This window comes from Thioclava sp. ISO4, from assembly GCF_058105145.1.
In genome coordinates, this window is sequence record NZ_CM176571.1 from 62,231 (window position 1) to 76,488 (window position 14,258).

At 64.1% G+C, this 14,258-nt stretch carries 16 protein-coding genes; 6 read left to right on the forward strand and 10 right to left on the reverse strand.

What is annotated here, in order from left to right; all coding sequences use genetic code 11:
- The first annotated feature begins 184 nt into the window (after positions 1 to 184).
- Complete coding sequence (locus AC2TZ7_RS00360) at positions 185 to 1,246, forward strand: hypothetical protein (protein WP_489865499.1); 1,062 nt, start codon at positions 185 to 187, stop codon at positions 1,244 to 1,246.
- 177 nt (positions 1,247 to 1,423) lie between these two features.
- Here the strand turns inward: AC2TZ7_RS00360 and AC2TZ7_RS00365 are convergent, their stop codons facing one another.
- The gene (locus tag AC2TZ7_RS00365) at positions 1,424 to 2,200 is read right to left on the reverse strand and encodes a DUF1013 domain-containing protein (protein WP_098412029.1); all 777 of its coding nucleotides are present in this window, start codon (positions 2,198 to 2,200) and stop codon (positions 1,424 to 1,426) included.
- A 132-nt stretch (positions 2,201 to 2,332) separates the two neighbouring features.
- Here AC2TZ7_RS00365 and AC2TZ7_RS00370 point away from each other — a divergent pair, with 132 nt between their 5' ends.
- Entirely contained in the window at positions 2,333 to 2,983 is a 651-nt protein-coding gene (locus tag AC2TZ7_RS00370; RefSeq protein ID WP_489865500.1) for a ribonuclease T2 family protein, read from the forward strand.
- Positions 2,984 to 2,987: 4 nt separating this feature from the next.
- Here the strand turns inward: AC2TZ7_RS00370 and AC2TZ7_RS00375 are convergent, their stop codons facing one another.
- The 3 genes from AC2TZ7_RS00375 to AC2TZ7_RS00385 all read right to left on the reverse strand — a co-directional run bounded on the left by AC2TZ7_RS00375 (position 2,988) and on the right by AC2TZ7_RS00385 (position 5,187).
- The gene (locus tag AC2TZ7_RS00375) at positions 2,988 to 3,452 is read right to left on the reverse strand and encodes a SpoIIAA family protein (RefSeq protein ID WP_489865501.1); all 465 of its coding nucleotides are present in this window, start codon (positions 3,450 to 3,452) and stop codon (positions 2,988 to 2,990) included.
- A 65-nt stretch (positions 3,453 to 3,517) separates the two neighbouring features.
- Complete coding sequence (locus tag AC2TZ7_RS00380) at positions 3,518 to 4,504, reverse strand: NAD(P)H-quinone oxidoreductase (RefSeq protein WP_489866769.1); 987 nt, start codon at positions 4,502 to 4,504, stop codon at positions 3,518 to 3,520.
- Between the two features lie 14 nt (positions 4,505 to 4,518).
- Positions 4,519 to 5,187, reverse strand: a complete 669-nt coding sequence (locus AC2TZ7_RS00385; protein WP_489865502.1) for a COQ9 family protein — start codon at positions 5,185 to 5,187, stop codon at positions 4,519 to 4,521.
- A 107-nt stretch (positions 5,188 to 5,294) separates the two neighbouring features.
- On the opposite strand from AC2TZ7_RS00385, the gene rpsU reads away from it, so the two are divergent.
- Both rpsU and AC2TZ7_RS00395 read left to right on the forward strand, forming a co-directional pair.
- On the forward strand, positions 5,295 to 5,501 hold the full coding sequence (rpsU, locus tag AC2TZ7_RS00390) for a 30S ribosomal protein S21 (RefSeq protein ID WP_011748553.1): 207 nt from the start codon (positions 5,295 to 5,297) through the stop codon (positions 5,499 to 5,501).
- Between the two features lie 206 nt (positions 5,502 to 5,707).
- Positions 5,708 to 7,156 (forward strand): TrkH family potassium uptake protein, encoded by a 1,449-nt coding sequence (locus tag AC2TZ7_RS00395; protein WP_489865503.1) that lies wholly within the window; start codon positions 5,708 to 5,710, stop codon positions 7,154 to 7,156.
- Here AC2TZ7_RS00395 and AC2TZ7_RS00400 read toward each other — a convergent pair.
- On the reverse strand, positions 7,153 to 7,617 hold the full coding sequence (locus AC2TZ7_RS00400; protein WP_078569775.1) for an Lrp/AsnC family transcriptional regulator: 465 nt from the start codon (positions 7,615 to 7,617) through the stop codon (positions 7,153 to 7,155). The genes AC2TZ7_RS00395 and AC2TZ7_RS00400 overlap by 4 nt on opposite strands.
- Positions 7,618 to 7,761: 144 nt before the next feature.
- On the opposite strand from AC2TZ7_RS00400, the gene ald reads away from it, so the two are divergent.
- Entirely contained in the window at positions 7,762 to 8,886 is a 1,125-nt protein-coding gene (ald, locus tag AC2TZ7_RS00405; protein ID WP_489865504.1) for an alanine dehydrogenase, read from the forward strand.
- A 94-nt stretch (positions 8,887 to 8,980) separates the two neighbouring features.
- Here ald and mscL read toward each other — a convergent pair whose 3' ends face one another.
- The 4 genes from mscL to AC2TZ7_RS00425 all read right to left on the reverse strand — a co-directional run bounded on the left by mscL (position 8,981) and on the right by AC2TZ7_RS00425 (position 12,198).
- Positions 8,981 to 9,409, reverse strand: a complete 429-nt coding sequence (gene mscL / locus AC2TZ7_RS00410) for a large conductance mechanosensitive channel protein MscL (RefSeq protein WP_489865505.1) — start codon at positions 9,407 to 9,409, stop codon at positions 8,981 to 8,983.
- A gap of 113 nt (positions 9,410 to 9,522) precedes the next feature.
- Positions 9,523 to 10,269 (reverse strand): hypothetical protein, encoded by a 747-nt coding sequence (locus AC2TZ7_RS00415; protein ID WP_489865506.1) that lies wholly within the window; start codon positions 10,267 to 10,269, stop codon positions 9,523 to 9,525.
- Positions 10,270 to 10,289: 20 nt separating this feature from the next.
- Entirely contained in the window at positions 10,290 to 11,081 is a 792-nt protein-coding gene (locus tag AC2TZ7_RS00420; RefSeq protein ID WP_489865507.1) for an inositol monophosphatase family protein, read from the reverse strand.
- Between the two features lie 211 nt (positions 11,082 to 11,292).
- The gene (locus AC2TZ7_RS00425) at positions 11,293 to 12,198 is read right to left on the reverse strand and encodes a LysR family transcriptional regulator (protein WP_098412037.1); all 906 of its coding nucleotides are present in this window, start codon (positions 12,196 to 12,198) and stop codon (positions 11,293 to 11,295) included.
- A gap of 93 nt (positions 12,199 to 12,291) precedes the next feature.
- Between AC2TZ7_RS00425 and metF the strand changes: the two genes are divergently transcribed.
- Positions 12,292 to 13,158, forward strand: a complete 867-nt coding sequence (metF, locus tag AC2TZ7_RS00430) for a methylenetetrahydrofolate reductase [NAD(P)H] (protein WP_489865508.1) — start codon at positions 12,292 to 12,294, stop codon at positions 13,156 to 13,158.
- 75 nt (positions 13,159 to 13,233) lie between these two features.
- Here the strand turns inward: metF and AC2TZ7_RS00435 are convergent, their stop codons facing one another.
- Positions 13,234 to 14,223, reverse strand: coding sequence for a carbon-nitrogen hydrolase family protein (locus AC2TZ7_RS00435; RefSeq protein ID WP_489865509.1), 990 nt, complete (start codon positions 14,221 to 14,223; stop codon positions 13,234 to 13,236).
- Positions 14,224 to 14,258: the final 35 nt, after the last annotated feature.

Genomic DNA, 14,258 nt, shown 5'->3' on the forward strand with positions numbered 1-14,258 from the left:
GCCTTCGGGGCTTCGCTCCGCCCTACCCGCCCGGGCGAGTGTCACGAACGCTTCGCACCCGCGTCAGCGGCTTGTCACACTCCGACGTAACATGACGCCCGAAGCCCAGAGCCGACGGCCCGCCGCCCGACGCGGCACCTCGCCCTCAGGGCCTTCGTCATATCAAGTCATCTTGGGGGTATACATGCCACGCCTTTCCCGTTCGTTCACGCTGTCCGCAGCGCTCACCGCCGCCCTTCTCTCCACCGCGCTGGTGGCTCCGGCCCATGCACAATCCGCCTCCGACGCGGGCGTCCTGAAGGTCGCGCTCTGGGGCGACGAGTTCTACAGCAAGGATCCCGAGGAGAAGGCAAACTGGATCGACCAGACCGTTGCCTCGATGAACGATCACGATCTCGATTTCACGATCTTCGCCGGCGACACCAAGAGCGGCAGCAGCGAATGCACCGATCAGGCGATCGGGGCGGACGTGCAGGCGATCTTCAACCGCCTCGACATGCCGACGCTCTACGCCCTCGGCGACAATGAATGGGTCGACTGCCACCGGACCAACAATGGCAGCTACGACCCGGTCGAGCGGCTCTCTTACCTGCGCAAGACCTTCTTCGATGCCGCGAAATCGCAGGGCTCGAACCCGATCGACGTCGAACGTCAGGGTGCCCCGGGCGAAGCCTATAGCGAGAACAGCCGCTTCGAGCGCAACGACGTGATGTTCGTGGCCCTCAACGTGCCCGGCAGCAACAACAACCTTGTGGTGACCGACAAGCAGTGCACCAAGAAGTCCGACCGCACGCAGGCCGATTGCGATGCCGCAACCGCGGAGTACGAGGCGCGCAACCCAAAGAACGTCGAATGGCTCAAGGAGTCCTTCGCAAAGGCACGCGAGAATAACGACGCGGGCATCCTGATCGACATTCAGGCCGACATCTTCTTCCCCTTCGAACTGAGCGGTGGCGGCTACAAAGACGATTTCCTGCCGACACTCGACGACAAGAACGGCTTCACCGACTTCTACAAGACCCTCGTCGAGGAGACGCATAACTTCGACGGTCAGGTCCTGCTGGTTCACGGCGACTCGCATTACTTCAAGGTCGACAAGCCCATGCTCCAGCCCGATGGCCGCAGCACCGCGAACTTCACCCGCGTCGAGGTGTTCGGCAGCAGCGACAACAGCTGGGTCGAGATGACGGTCGATCCGAAATCCGATGGCGTCTTCTCGTTCCAACCCGTGGTGCTGAAGCAGTAAGCTGCGCCTGTCGCGGGACTTGCCGGTTCTCCGGCAGCTCACTCCAACCTTAGAGACGGGCGGCGGTTCATTCGTCGCCCGTGTTCCTTTTTCAGCCTCAACGACGCGAAGCGTCGCACCGCAACGAAAAAGGCCGCCCCCGATGGAGCGGCCCTGATCTTGCGCGACGACGACAGCTTACTTGCGGTTGTCGTCCTCATCCTCGTCGTCATCATCCTCGGGCAGGTTGAAGAAGCTGTCGGCGTCCGAGTAATCGGCATTGTCCGCCGCGTCGTCCTCTTCCTCGTTCTCTTGCTTGAGATCGGAGGAGGAGAAGTTCTCCAGACCGGCGATGCCAGAGGGCAGGCGCGGCTCGTCGGGCATGCCCAGCGACTGCTCGGTCGAGACCAGCTTGCGACGCTCGTCATCGCTCATCACGCCTTCGGCGGCGGCTTTCTTCGCGGCCTTCTGCACTTCGATATCCAGTTCCGACTGGCGGCAAAGACCCAGCGCGACCGGATCGATCGGGGTCATGTTCTGGATGTTCCAGTGCGTGCGCTCGCGGATCGACTGGATCGTGGGCTTGGTGGTGCCGACGAGACGCGCGATCTGCGCATCGGCCAGTTCCGGGTGGAATTTCACCAGCCACAGGATCGCGTTCGGGCGGTCCTGACGCTTCGACAGCGGCGTGTAGCGCGGGCCGCGACGCTTGTCCTCGCCGACAGCAGCTTTGTTGAACTTCAGCTTGAGCTTGTGCAGCGGGTCTTTCTCGGCCTTGTCGATCTCTTCCTGATCGAGCTGGCTCGAGGCGACCGGATCGAAGCCCTTCACGCCGGTTGCGACGTCACCATCGGCGATGCCCTGCACTTCCAGTTCGTGCAGGCCACAGAAATCCGCGATCTGCTTGAAGCTGAGCGTCGTATTGTCCACCAGCCACACGGCGGTGGCCTTTGCCATCAGGGGCTTGTTCGTCATTGCAGCCATCCTTTACATATCTCTCCCGGGCCGAGAAATCGGCTGCGGCGCGGGAATTCCCTGCCGCGGTCCATTTCTGGAAGGGGAATTGCCGCCTCATATAGTCAATCGCGCGTCGGGAGAAAAGAGAAAATGACTCGTTTGGGCCTTCTGGCCGCAGCCCTGCTTGCGCTTTCGACCGCTGCCCTGCCCGCCCATGCCGAAGGCGAGCGCGCGGGCGATTTCGACTATTACGTCCTCTCGCTCAGTTGGTCGCCCACCTGGTGCGCCCTGACCGGTGACGCGCGCAACTCGCCGCAATGCGATCCGAAGCACGATCATTCTTTCGTGCTGCACGGGCTTTGGCCGCAATACGAGCGCGGCTGGCCCAGCTTTTGCCGCACGCCGCATCGCGACCCCTCGCGCCAGCAGACCGCCGCGATGGAGGATCTGACCGGCGCGCCGGGGCTGGCCTGGTACGAATGGAAGAAACACGGGCGCTGCTCGGGCCTGTCGGCGGCGGACTATTTCGCGCTGGAACGCGAAGCCTATGCCAGCATCGAAATCCCGGACGTGCTGGCCAATCTCGACCGCGACGTGAGACTGCCCGCGAAGGTAGTCGAGCAGGCGTTTCTGGAGGCCAATCCCGGCCTCGATGCCGACGAGATCACCATAACCTGCAAGTCGGGCCGCATTCAGGAGGCCCGTATCTGCCTGACCAAGGATCTCGATCCGCGCAAATGCGGCTCCGATACGATCCGCGATTGCAGCCTGCCCAACGCGCTTATGGAAAAGGTGCGCTGAGGCGTCAGTCTTCCAGCGGCGGCTGCCGATCTTCCAACGTGGGCAGCTTGTGGCTCGCCGCAACGTCGTGGCTGTGGTCTTCCTCGGCCTTGCCGGCGGCGCAAATCCACGCCTTGGCCTGATCCAATTCGCTCAAGCGGAACAGCTTGACCGTGCCGGGGATCATCGGCGCGAAAGCCTGCACGCCCCAGCGAATCCAGTCGACATCGCTCACCAGCGCCACTGCGGCGAAATCGCCCAGATGCGACAGGCCCAGCTTGGTGTCGTCCCATGCCGCTTTCGCGGTGTAGCCGTCGAATGCGTCGCCGATGATATAGAGCAACTTCACCTTGCCCTCGGCGGCGATCTTGGCCTCCACCGCCGGGATCAGATGCTGCTCGTAAGCCTCCGCGCCGATCGTGCCCTTGGCCTCGAATGCCAGCACATCGGCCGGAAACCCGTCCAGAAATTCAAAGCGCCCTTCGCTCATGACCGCCTCCCCTCGTTGGTCCGCGCACGCCGGAAGCATACACCCGGCGCACGCGGGACGAAAGTTCAGCCGCCCGCAACTTCCAACACGATCTTGCCAATATGCTGGCTCGTCTCCATCCGCGCATGGGCTTTTGCAGCCTCGGCCAGCGGGAAGGTGCTGTCATGGATCACGCGCAGCTTGCCCGAATTGATCATCGGCCAGACATTGGCACGCAACTGCCGCGCAATCTCGGCCTTGGCGGCATCCGATTGCGGGCGCAGCGTGGCCCCGGTGATCGTGAGGCGCTTCACCATGACCTGCGCGAAGTTGATCTCGGCCTTGGGACCGCCCAGGAAGGCGATGAAGACGAGGCGCGCATCATTGGCCATCGCCTTGATATTGCGCGCAATATAGTCGCCGCCCACCATGTCGAGCACGAGGTTCGCGCCGCCTTCGGCCTTCAGCACATCGACGAAATCGCCCGTCTTGTAGTTGATCGCCGTCGCGCCAAGCTCTTCGCAGACCGCGCATTTCTCGGGGCTGCCAGCAGTGGTGAAGACCCGCGCGCCCAGCGCCGTCGCGATCTGGATCGCGGTCGTGCCGATCCCGGAAGAGCCGCCATGCACCAGGAACCGCTCGCCCGCCTGCAAGCCGCCGCGCATCACCATGGTCGACCAGACGGTGAAGCAGGTCTCGGGCAGACAGGCGGCCGATTTCAGATCGAGCCCCGCAGGCACGGGCAGCGCATGCTCCGCCGGACAGGTCACATACTCGGCATAACCGCCACCGGGCAGCAGCGCGCAGACCGCGTCGCCGACTTCCCAATCCGTGACGCCCGGCCCGATCGCCGCGACCCGGCCCGAGCATTCCAGCCCCGGCAGATCCGACGCGCCCGGCGGCGGGTTGTAGGCGCCCGCGCGTTGCAGCGCATCGGGGCGGTTCACCCCGGCATAGGCCACCTCGATCAGGATCTCCCCATGACCCGCGACCGGCACGGCGCGGGTGACTTCTTTCAGCACCTCCGGCGCGCCATGTTCGGAAATCTCGACGCAGCGCATCTCGGTCGGCATCTCGACAGGTTTCATCAATGCGCCTCCCGGCCCGGCATGTCGTCAGTGCCTTTCGGCGCACGGATGCCGCCGAGAAGCTTCGGCAGGAAAGGCAGCTTCATCGCCGCGCCCTTCACCTTTTCGAACTGCATCACATCCTCGATGCGACGGTCGAGGAAGGCCCAGGTGTCGGCCTTGCCCTCGCTCTCATCGCCCATCCAGTAGAGCACGGTCGAGCTATAGACCCCCGAAAGCGTCATCCGCTTCGTGTACCAGTTGTAATCCTCGCTGACGTCGCCCAGTGCGCGCCAGATATTGTCCGAGGTCTCCCAGATCAGCTTCGAGCCGGTCGTGGCATTCTGCGGCAGCGCGAAGATCGCGGCCCCGCGGCGCACCAGCTCCGGATCGGCCTCTTCCAGACGGAAGCGCACGGCGGTCGCGATACGGTCGCGGAACTTCATCCCCGACAGATCGGCCTCTTCGAGACGCTTGAGCATCGCGGCATCGCCCTCGCGGTGATAGGCCACCGCTAGATCGACGGCGCCGCGCGGACACACGACCCGCGCCAGCCCCGGATCGAGCCCCAGATCGGAGACCGCGAGCTTGAAGGCAGGCTCGGACCAGCCGTCGAAAGGCACATGCGGCTTGATCGCCGCCAACAGCTCGGATCGCGTGCGGTCCATATCGAGATGGTCGTTTTTCATCGCGTTTCCTCTCTCAGCTTTGGCGGTAGACAAACCGCCTTTTGGTGAATATATGGAGCGCTCCTGCAAGCAACTGCAACTCTAACTTAGGAAGGTGGTGACACCACATGCAGGTCAGCGTTCGCGACAACAACGTCGAACAGGCGCTCCGTGCTCTGAAGAAAAAGCTTCAGCGCGAGGGTGTGTTCCGCGAAATGAAGCTCAAGCAGCATTTCGAGAAACCCTCGGTCAAAAAAGCGCGCGAGAAAGCCGAAGCCGTCCGCCGTGCCCGTAAACTGGCACGTAAGAAGGCTCAGCGCGAAGGCGCGCTCTAAGCGCACCGCTCCGCGTCTGAAAAGGCGCCTGAAAATGCTGGCGGGCTTGCCCGCACCGATGACCCCCGAGGCTTGGCCGCGGGGGTTTTTGGTTTCTGGAAGACACCTCTACAAGAAAGCGCAGCCGGCGCCGCTTTGATCTTGCCTAAAGCGCCGCGCCCCCTACCCTAGCGCCAGCATTTCGTTCTGGCGGGAACCGCTTTCACATGTCCGATATCCGGCCCGTCCTGCATCTCTTCGGCCTGATCCTCGCGGCCCTCGGGACCGCTATGCTGGTGCCCGCGGCGCTGGACTTCAGCGACCTCAATCCGAACTGGCAGGAATTCTTCGAGGCGGCGGTCGAGACCGCGCTGATCGGGATGGTCCTCGCGCTCACGACCCGTACCACGAACGCAAGCGGGCTGAACACGCGTCAGGCCTATCTGCTCACGGCGGCGATCTGGCTCGGTCTGCCGATCTTCGCAGCTCTGCCCTTCATCGAGGGCGCGCCGCATGCGACCTGGACCAACGCCTATTTCGAGGCCGCCTCGGGCATCACCACCACCGGCTACACCGTCTTCGAACATCTCGACACGCTGCCGCGCGGGGTGGTGCTGTGGCGCGGGATGCTGAACTGGTTCGGCGGGCTCGGGATCGCCTTCGTCGCGATGATCTTCCTGCCGGTGCTGCGGATCGGCGGGATGCGCTATTTTCAGGCCGAAGGATTCGACACGCTGGGCAAGGTGATGCCGCGCGCCCATAACATCGCGCGCTCGCTGCTCTGGGTCTATGTCTCGCTGACGCTGGCCTGCGCGATTAGCTATGCCGCCGCGGGCATGAGCTCCTTCGACGCGATCTGCTACGCGATGGCCACGATCGCGACGGGCGGCTTCGGAACGCATGACAGCTCCTTCGCGAGCTTCTCGCCGGGGGCTCAATATGCCGGTGTCATCTTCATGCTGGGTTCGGCCCTGCCCTTCATCCGCTATGTCCAGCTTGGCCGGGGCGACCTGCGCCCGTTCTGGGACGACCCGCAAATCCACGCCTTCCTGCGCTGGTTCGCCCTCGCGCTCGCGGCGCTCCTGATCTGGCGCTACACCCATGCGCCCGAGGGGATCGAACCCACCTTCCGCTCCGCCGCCTTCAACCTGTCCTCGATCATGACGGGCACCGGTTTCGGGACCGCCAATGTCGCGAATTGGGGAAGCTTCGCGATGGTGCTGACCTATTGGGTCGGGCTGATCGGCGGCTGCACCGGGTCCAGCTCGGGCGCGCTCTCGGTCTTTCGCTTGCAGGCGCTTGGCGCAGTGATCCGCGCCGCCGTGCGCCGCCTGCAGATGCCGCACCGGGTGCTGCAACCGCGCCTTGGCGACAAGCTGCTGGAGGAGGACGTGCTCTCCTCCCTGATCCTCTATTTCACCGGCTATATGCTGACGCTCGGCCTGATCTCGGTCGGGATTTCGATGACCGGGGCGGATTTCGTCTCGGCGCTCTTCGCGACATGGGGCGCGCTTGGCAATATCGGCTACGGGGTCGGCCCGCTGACCGATCGCACCGGCACGATGATCGACTTCAGCGACGCCGCGACCTGGCTGCTGACGCTCGCGATGCTGCTGGGCCGGATCGGGATGCTCGCGATCCTCGTCGTGTTCCTGCCGCGCTTCTGGCGCGCTTAAACCGGCATCGCGGTGGTCGAGACCACGCATTTGAGCGAAAAGCTCGACTGAATCTGCGCCACGCCCGGAATATTGGCGAGTTTCGCCCGGTGCAGCCGCGCGAAATCCTCGGCATCGGCGGCCACCACCTTCAGCAGGTAATCCGCAGCCCCCGCCATCAGGTGACATTCGAGCACTTCCGGCACCTGCTGCACGCCCTTCTCGAACGCATCGAGCACCTCATCGGCCTGACTCGACAGCTTGATCTCGACATAGACCGTCGTGGTCCGCCCCAACTTGCGCGGGTTCAGCAGGGCGACGTAATCGCGGATATAGCCCTCCTCCTCCAGCCGCTGCACCCGGCGATGGCAGGCCGAGGCCGACAGATTCACCCGCTCGCTCAGCTCGGCATTGGAGATTCGCCCCTGCCGCTGCAAAACCTCCAGCAGCCGACGATCTGTCGCGTCCAGCTTGTCGCTCATGCAATATCCTGCCGATCTTTTCGTATTTCACCGAAGATACGAGCGACGCACCCCGCCCACAACCGGCAAATTGGCAAAGCACTTGCTTGTGACGGAGCGCATACTGGGGGCAGGACGTTTCCATTTTTTGGAGGAGGACACGCGATGAAGATCGGTACGGTGCGCGAGATCAAGGCGCAGGAATTCCGCGTCGGGCTGACCCCGGCTGCGGCACAAGAAGCGATCGCCCATGGCCACGAGGTGCTGGTCGAAACCGGGGCAGGTCAGGGCGCGGGCTTCGCAGACAGCGATTACGAGGCGGCCGGCGCGAAAATCCTCGGCGATGCGGCGGATGTGTTCGCCCAGGCCGAGATGATCGTGAAGGTGAAAGAGCCGCAGGCCTCCGAACGCGCGATGCTGCGCGAGGGCCAGCTTCTCTTCACCTATCTGCATCTGGCCGCCGACCCGGCGCAGACCCATGACCTGATGAAATCGGGCGCGACCTGCATCGCCTATGAGACGGTGACTGCAAAAGACGGCACCCTGCCGCTGCTCGCGCCGATGTCCGAAGTGGCCGGTCGCCTCGCGCCGCAGATGGGCGCCTGGACCCTGCAGAAAGCCAATGGCGGGCGCGGCGTGCTGATGGGCGGCGTTCCCGGCGTGTCGCCCGCGAAGGTCGTCGTGATCGGCGGCGGCGTCGTGGGCACCAACGCCGCGCGCGTAGCTGCCGGGATGGGCGCGGATGTGACCGTGCTCGACAAGTCGCTGCCGCGTCTGCGCTATCTCGATGACACGTTCGGCGGCACCTTCCGCACCGCCTATGCCTCGAAAGCCGAGACCGAGGCGCTCGTTGCAGCCTCCGATCTGGTGATCGGCGCGGTGCTGATCCCCGGGGCCGCCGCCCCGAAACTGGTCACCCGCGAGATGCTGAAGACGATGAAGCCCGGCGCGGCGATCGTCGATGTCGCGATCGATCAGGGTGGCTGCGTCGAGACCTCGCATCCCACGACCCATGACGACCCGATCTACGAGGTCGAGGGCGTGATGCATTACTGCGTGGCCAACATGCCCGGCGCAGTCGCGCGCACCGCGACCCTCGCCCTGTCGAACGCGACGCAGCCGTTCCTGCTGGCGCTGGCCGACAAGGGATGGGAACGCGCCTGCGCCGAGGATCCGCACTTAGCCGCAGGTCTCAATGTTCATGCGGGCAAGGTGACTTACAAGGCCGTGGCCGAAGCGCTCGACCTGCCGCTCGACACCCCCGAGGCGGTGATGCACGCGGCCGAATAAGGGCCACCCTGCCCCGCGAATGAAACGGCCCGGAGCGTCGCCCCGGGCCGTTCTCATATCTGCCTGCAACGTCTGCCCGCGACGTCCCGCGCCGTCACTTCCGAAGCGCGTCGCGGATCTCGAGCAGAACGTCGAGCTGGCTCGGCCCGGTTGGCACCTCCGGCGCGACATCGTCCGGCTTCTCCGCCGCGGCCTTCACGCGATTGACCATCTTCACGAGCATGAAGACCACGAAGGCAATGATGAGGAAGTTGATCACCGCCATCACGAAGGCCCCATAGGCGAAAATAGACGCGCCCGCCTTGCGCGCCTCTTCGAGGCTGGCCCCTGCGGGCACCTCCCCGGACAGAACAGCATAATTGTTGGTGAAATTGACCCCGCCCGTGAACAGGCCGATGATCGGGTTGATGATGTCGCCGACCAGCGACGTGACGATCGCGGTGAAGGCCGCGCCGATGATGATGCCCACCGCCATGTCCATGACATTGCCCTTGGCGATGAAATCCTTGAATTCCTGAATCATTTCAGACCCTCTTTGCGATGCGCCTTTTGCGCCGCAACAGGCTAGCACGATCTTGCGGTCTGCATAGTCTCCAACAGCGGGTTCCGTGGGACGCATCCGGACGGGATCGCGGCTCAGCACAGTCTCCGGCGCGCATCCTCGACAAGGCGGCGGGCGATCTGCGCCGCCGTGGTCCCCGTATCACCGCCGCGGCGAGGCGAAAGGGCCGAGGCGACCGGCAGGGCCGCAAAGCCGTCGCTGAGACGTGCGCGCGCCTCCTGTCGGGCGATATCGGCGATGGCTTCGGCATCGAAGCGAAGCGCCTGCTGGATCTGATCCGCCGCGTCCTCGCACGGCCCTGCCCCAGCGCGGCCACACGCGCAGGCACAGCCGAAATGGTCGGGCATCTGGGAAATGTTGCGCAGGCGGCGCTGCGCGGCGCGGATGCGCTCGCAGGCTGCGTCGCGCTGATCGGCGCGCAGGGAAAGCTCGAGCGGCAAGGTCTCTGCCAGAGTCGCACGCTCTTCCTGAAGCCCTTCGGCCGCCGCGCGCAGGGCCGCTGCCGTGTCCGGCTCGGCCGTTTCCGCATCCTCAAAGCAACCCGAAATCATCTCGTCCAGGAACGCGACCCGGTGACGTGCGATCAGGTCGGCCGCCTCGGCAAAAGCGAGATCGGAGACCGCCTGCCGCAACTCTTCCAACGCGCGTTCGACGGCGCAATCGCCCGCCCCGCGCAGCGCGATCAATGCGCGCTGTTCAAGCGCGAGTGACGCGGACCCGTATTCCTGTCCAACCATGGCGGCATCCCTTTCTGGTAACCGCATCAGGCTGGCACAACGGAATGAACGAAAGGTGAACTTTCGCTCACCTTTCACCGCCACAGCAAAATTTCATAGGTTTCTCAGTCGTTTGATCGAAGCGCCTTCGTGAGAGCCGGGAACATTTCGGCATTCGACGCGATCACCGAACCCGATTCGAGAACCTCGCGGCCTTCGCGCACGGCTTCCACGAAACCGCCCGCTTCCTTCACGAGGAGCATGCCCGCAGCCACGTCCCACGCGTTCAGCCCGCGCTCCCAATAGCCCTCGTAGCGGCCTGCCGCGACATAGGCCAGATCGAGCGAGGCCGCGCCCCAGCGCCGGACGCCAGCGCATTGCGGCATCAGCTTGGCAAGGTCCTTCAGCGTCGCCGGAAGCGTCGATTTGCCACCGAAGGGCACGCCGGTCGCAAAGACCGATTCGATCATCTTGTGACGGCCCGAAACCCGCAGACGGGTGTCGTTCATGTAAGCGCCAAGGCCCTTCTCGGCGAAATACATCTCGTCTTTCGCGGCGTCGAACACCACGGCCGCGATGATTTCGCCCTTATGCTCCAGCGCGATCGAGATCGCCCAATGCGGCAACCCGTGCAGGAAGTTGGTGGTGCCGTCGAGCGGGTCGACGATCCAGCGGCGCGTCGGGTCGTCGCCCGCCTCTTCGCCGGTTTCCTCGCCGAGCCAGCCATAGGAGGGGCGCGCGCCGCGCAGCTCGTCCTTGATGATCTTCTCGGCTTCGCGATCGGCCTTCGAGACGAAATCGCCCGGCCCCTTCGAGGAGACCTGAAGGTTCTCGACCTCGCGGAAATCCTTGACCAGCGAGCGGCCTGCCTTGCGGGCGGCCTTGATCATCAGGTTGAGGTTTGCGCTGCCTTGCATCTCTGGGCTCCTTCGCGTTTCAAGCGGTCGCCTTACAGGGGTTGCGTGGAAAATCCAAGACCTTTGGCGCGTCAGGCAAACTGAGAAGGGGCTCTGCCCCGCTCGCTGCCAGCCCTTTGCTTGCGCTCCGGGCGTTCGGCGGGGCGTCCTTCCACTGGAAGGCCGCCATTTTCCGCCTCACCCCCCGGGATATTTCGGTCGAGAAGAAGGCTCAGGCGCGTTGCAGCTTCACCGGCTCGGTGCGCGCAAGCCGCAGGAAATGCGCCATGAAGGGCTGGGTCGCATCCTCGGACCGCGTCGCGGCATAGAGCCGCTTGGTCAGGCCGTGTTCGGTCACAGGCTTGGTGATGTAGTCCGGCTGGTATTTCACCTCGCGCAGCACCCAGTCGGGCAGCACCGCCACGCCGCGATTCGAGGCGACCAGCATCAGGATCACCGCGGTCAGCTCCACCTGCCGCACGGCTTTCGGTTCGACCCGGGCGGGGGTGAGCAGCTGCGTGAAGATATCCGAGCGGCCCCGGTCGATCGGATAGGTGATCAGCGTCTGATCCGCGAAATCCTGCGCCTCGATATAGGGTTTCGCGGCCAGCGGCGAATTCGCGGCGGCGATGAAGGTCGGCGCATAGTCGAAGAGCGGGTTGAAGGTGACGCCGTCGATCTTCTCCGGATCCGACGAGATCACCAGATCGACCTCTTCGCGGCTCAGCGCGGGCAAGGCGTTGAACGCCAGACCGGGCCGGATATCCACGTCGATATCGGGCCAGGCGTGGCGGAAGCGCTCCAACACCGGGAACAGCCAGTCGAAACAGGCGTGGCACTCGATCGCGATATGCAGGCGGCCCGCGCGGCCTGAGCGCAGCGCCTCGAACTCGGCCTCGGTCGCGGCGATCTCGGGCAGGATGCGTTCGGCCAGCCGCAGCAGCTTCTGCCCCGCCGCCGACAGTTTCAGCGGCTTCGAGCGACGCACGAACAGCTCCACCCCGGTCTGGTCCTCCAGCCCTTTGATTTGGTGCGACAGCGCCGATTGTGTTATGTGCAGCACGTCCGCTGCCTTCGCGAGCCCACCGGCATCGTGAATCGCCTTGATTGTGCGCAGGTGACGGAACTCGAGATGCATCTTGCTGTTACACTCATAACCATTTTGAAGATTATGAGTTTGTCTCACAAAGCCCGATCTGGCACAAGAGAGCGAACGAAAGGACAGATTCCCATGACGACGCCCAAGGTCAGCTTCGAATTTTTCCCGCCGAAGACGCTCGATGCGTCGTTCCGGCTGTGGGAAACCGCGCAGGTTCTGGCACCGCTGAAACCCGAGTTCACCTCTGTGACCTACGGGGCGGGTGGCACGACGCGCAAGCTGACCCATGAGGCGGTCGGCACGATCCACAAGAATTACGGCCTCAATGTCGCCGCCCACCTGACCTGCGTGGAAGCGACCAAGGCCGAGACGATGGAGATCGTGGACGCCTATGCCGAGGTCGGCGTGACCGAGATCGTGGCGCTGCGGGGCGATCCGCCGCAGGGTGCTGCGCATTTCACGCCGCATCCCGAGGGCTTCGCCTCTTCGGTCGAGCTGATCGAGGCACTGGCCGAGGATGGCCGCTTCACGATCCGCGCGGGCGCCTATCCCGAGCCGCATCCTGACGCCGCCGACAATATGGCCGACGTGCGCTGGCTCAAGCGCAAGGTCGAGGCAGGTGCGACCTCGGCGATCACCCAGTTCTTCTTCGAGCCCGAGACCTTCTTCCGCTTCCGCGACGCCTGCGAAAAGGAAGGGATCGACGCCAAGATCATCCCCGGCATCCTGCCGATCCAGTCGTGGAAAGGCGCCAAGAAATTCGCGCAAAGCTGCGGCACCTCCATCCCCGCATGGGTCGAGGAAGCGTTCGAGGCCGCGATCCGCGACGGGCGCGAGCATCTTCTGGCGACCGCGCTGTGCACCGAACTGTGCGACAAGCTGATCGAGGGCGGCGTGGAAGATCTGCATTTCTACACGCTCAACCGCCCCGGCCTGACCCGCGACGTCTGCCACGCGCTGGGAGTCACGCCCGATACGGTGCTGGAGAAAGTGGCCTGAAAGGGCGCTCAAATGGATTGAACGGAGGGGCCCTGCTGGGCCCCTTTTTCTTTGGCTGGGGGCGGCCGCCCGGTGTCAGTCGAAGGAAATGGGCGATTGCTTGGCTCGGTTGACGTTGAGCGTGAAAACATCCGGCCGGGCGTAATGACCACTAACATCGAATTTGCGGCGTGAGGCCCTGGCGGCATCCACGTCCACCGTCGCGACCAACAGCCCCTTTTCCTTCCTCATCGGGCCTGCGTGCAGACTGCCGAAGGGTTTGTAGACCACCCCATCCCCGGGATTGATCCACTCGTTGTCGTCGGGGAAAAGCTCGTCGCGATAGGGGAGATCCGCGGGCACATCGCTTGCCTCGAGCGACGTGGCACAGCCGAGAACCCAACATCCCCCTTCGCGCGCGATATGCTGCATTGTCGCCAGCCAGGTATCGCCGCTGTCCCAGGTCGGTGCGCAATAGATGTCGATATTCTGGGCATAGAGCGCGAACCGCGCCAGCGGCATGTAGTTTTCCCAGCAGATCAGGGCGCCCACGCGCCCGACAGCGGTCTCGACGACCTTGAGGGTCGAGCCGTCTCCGAACCCCCAGACCATACGCTCAGGGTTTGTCGGCATCAGCTTTCGATGGTTGTTCAGAAGGGTTCCGTCGGCGTCGATGATCGCTGCGCTGTTGAAAAGCGTGCTGCCGCTGACCGCTCCGTCCACCTCTTGATGGCCCATCACGACCACCATCGAATGCTCTTTTGCCGCGTCCTTTATCGGCGCAAGCTCGTCTTTGCTGAGATCGATCGAATTGGCCTGCGAAAGCGCGAAGAGATCGTCGGTCTTCCTCATCCCTGCCCCCGGCGGGAGCCGCCAGACGAAAGTGGGGTAACCCGGCAACCATGTCTCGGGAAACACGATCAGTCGGCACGCCTGAGAGGCCGCCTCGGCCACCAGTTCCACCGCTCGCTCCAGGGATGCCGTCTTGTTCATGTAGACCGGCGGTTGCTGTACGATAGCAATTTGCATGAGATCGTCCTCCCAATGGCTGTCCGGCGCGCGGCCATCACAACGGAAGACGGTCAAGACGCCCCACTCCGTCCGCGGAGTGATGTTCGAGA

Excerpts from the sequence above, each read along its gene's own strand:
- AC2TZ7_RS00360 (WP_489865499.1), top strand. The coding sequence starts at position 185 with ATGCCACGCCTTTCCCGTTCGTTCACGCTGTCCGCAGCGCTCACCGCC.
- AC2TZ7_RS00385 (WP_489865502.1), bottom strand. The coding sequence starts at position 5,187 with ATGAAAAACGACCATCTCGATATGGACCGCACGCGATCCGAGCTGTTG.
- AC2TZ7_RS00370 (WP_489865500.1), top strand. The coding sequence starts at position 2,333 with ATGACTCGTTTGGGCCTTCTGGCCGCAGCCCTGCTTGCGCTTTCGACC.
- AC2TZ7_RS00425 (WP_098412037.1), bottom strand. The coding sequence starts at position 12,198 with ATGCATCTCGAGTTCCGTCACCTGCGCACAATCAAGGCGATTCACGAT.
- AC2TZ7_RS00365 (WP_098412029.1), bottom strand. The coding sequence starts at position 2,200 with ATGACGAACAAGCCCCTGATGGCAAAGGCCACCGCCGTGTGGCTGGTG.
- metF (WP_489865508.1), top strand. The coding sequence starts at position 12,292 with ATGACGACGCCCAAGGTCAGCTTCGAATTTTTCCCGCCGAAGACGCTC.
- AC2TZ7_RS00420 (WP_489865507.1), bottom strand. The coding sequence starts at position 11,081 with ATGCAAGGCAGCGCAAACCTCAACCTGATGATCAAGGCCGCCCGCAAG.
- ald (WP_489865504.1), top strand. The coding sequence starts at position 7,762 with ATGAAGATCGGTACGGTGCGCGAGATCAAGGCGCAGGAATTCCGCGTC.
- AC2TZ7_RS00380 (WP_489866769.1), bottom strand. The coding sequence starts at position 4,504 with ATGCCGACCGAGATGCGCTGCGTCGAGATTTCCGAACATGGCGCGCCG.
- AC2TZ7_RS00375 (WP_489865501.1), bottom strand. The coding sequence starts at position 3,452 with ATGAGCGAAGGGCGCTTTGAATTTCTGGACGGGTTTCCGGCCGATGTG.
- AC2TZ7_RS00395 (WP_489865503.1), top strand. The coding sequence starts at position 5,708 with ATGTCCGATATCCGGCCCGTCCTGCATCTCTTCGGCCTGATCCTCGCG.
- mscL (WP_489865505.1), bottom strand. The coding sequence starts at position 9,409 with ATGATTCAGGAATTCAAGGATTTCATCGCCAAGGGCAATGTCATGGAC.
- AC2TZ7_RS00400 (WP_078569775.1), bottom strand. The coding sequence starts at position 7,617 with ATGAGCGACAAGCTGGACGCGACAGATCGTCGGCTGCTGGAGGTTTTG.
- rpsU (WP_011748553.1), top strand. The coding sequence starts at position 5,295 with ATGCAGGTCAGCGTTCGCGACAACAACGTCGAACAGGCGCTCCGTGCT.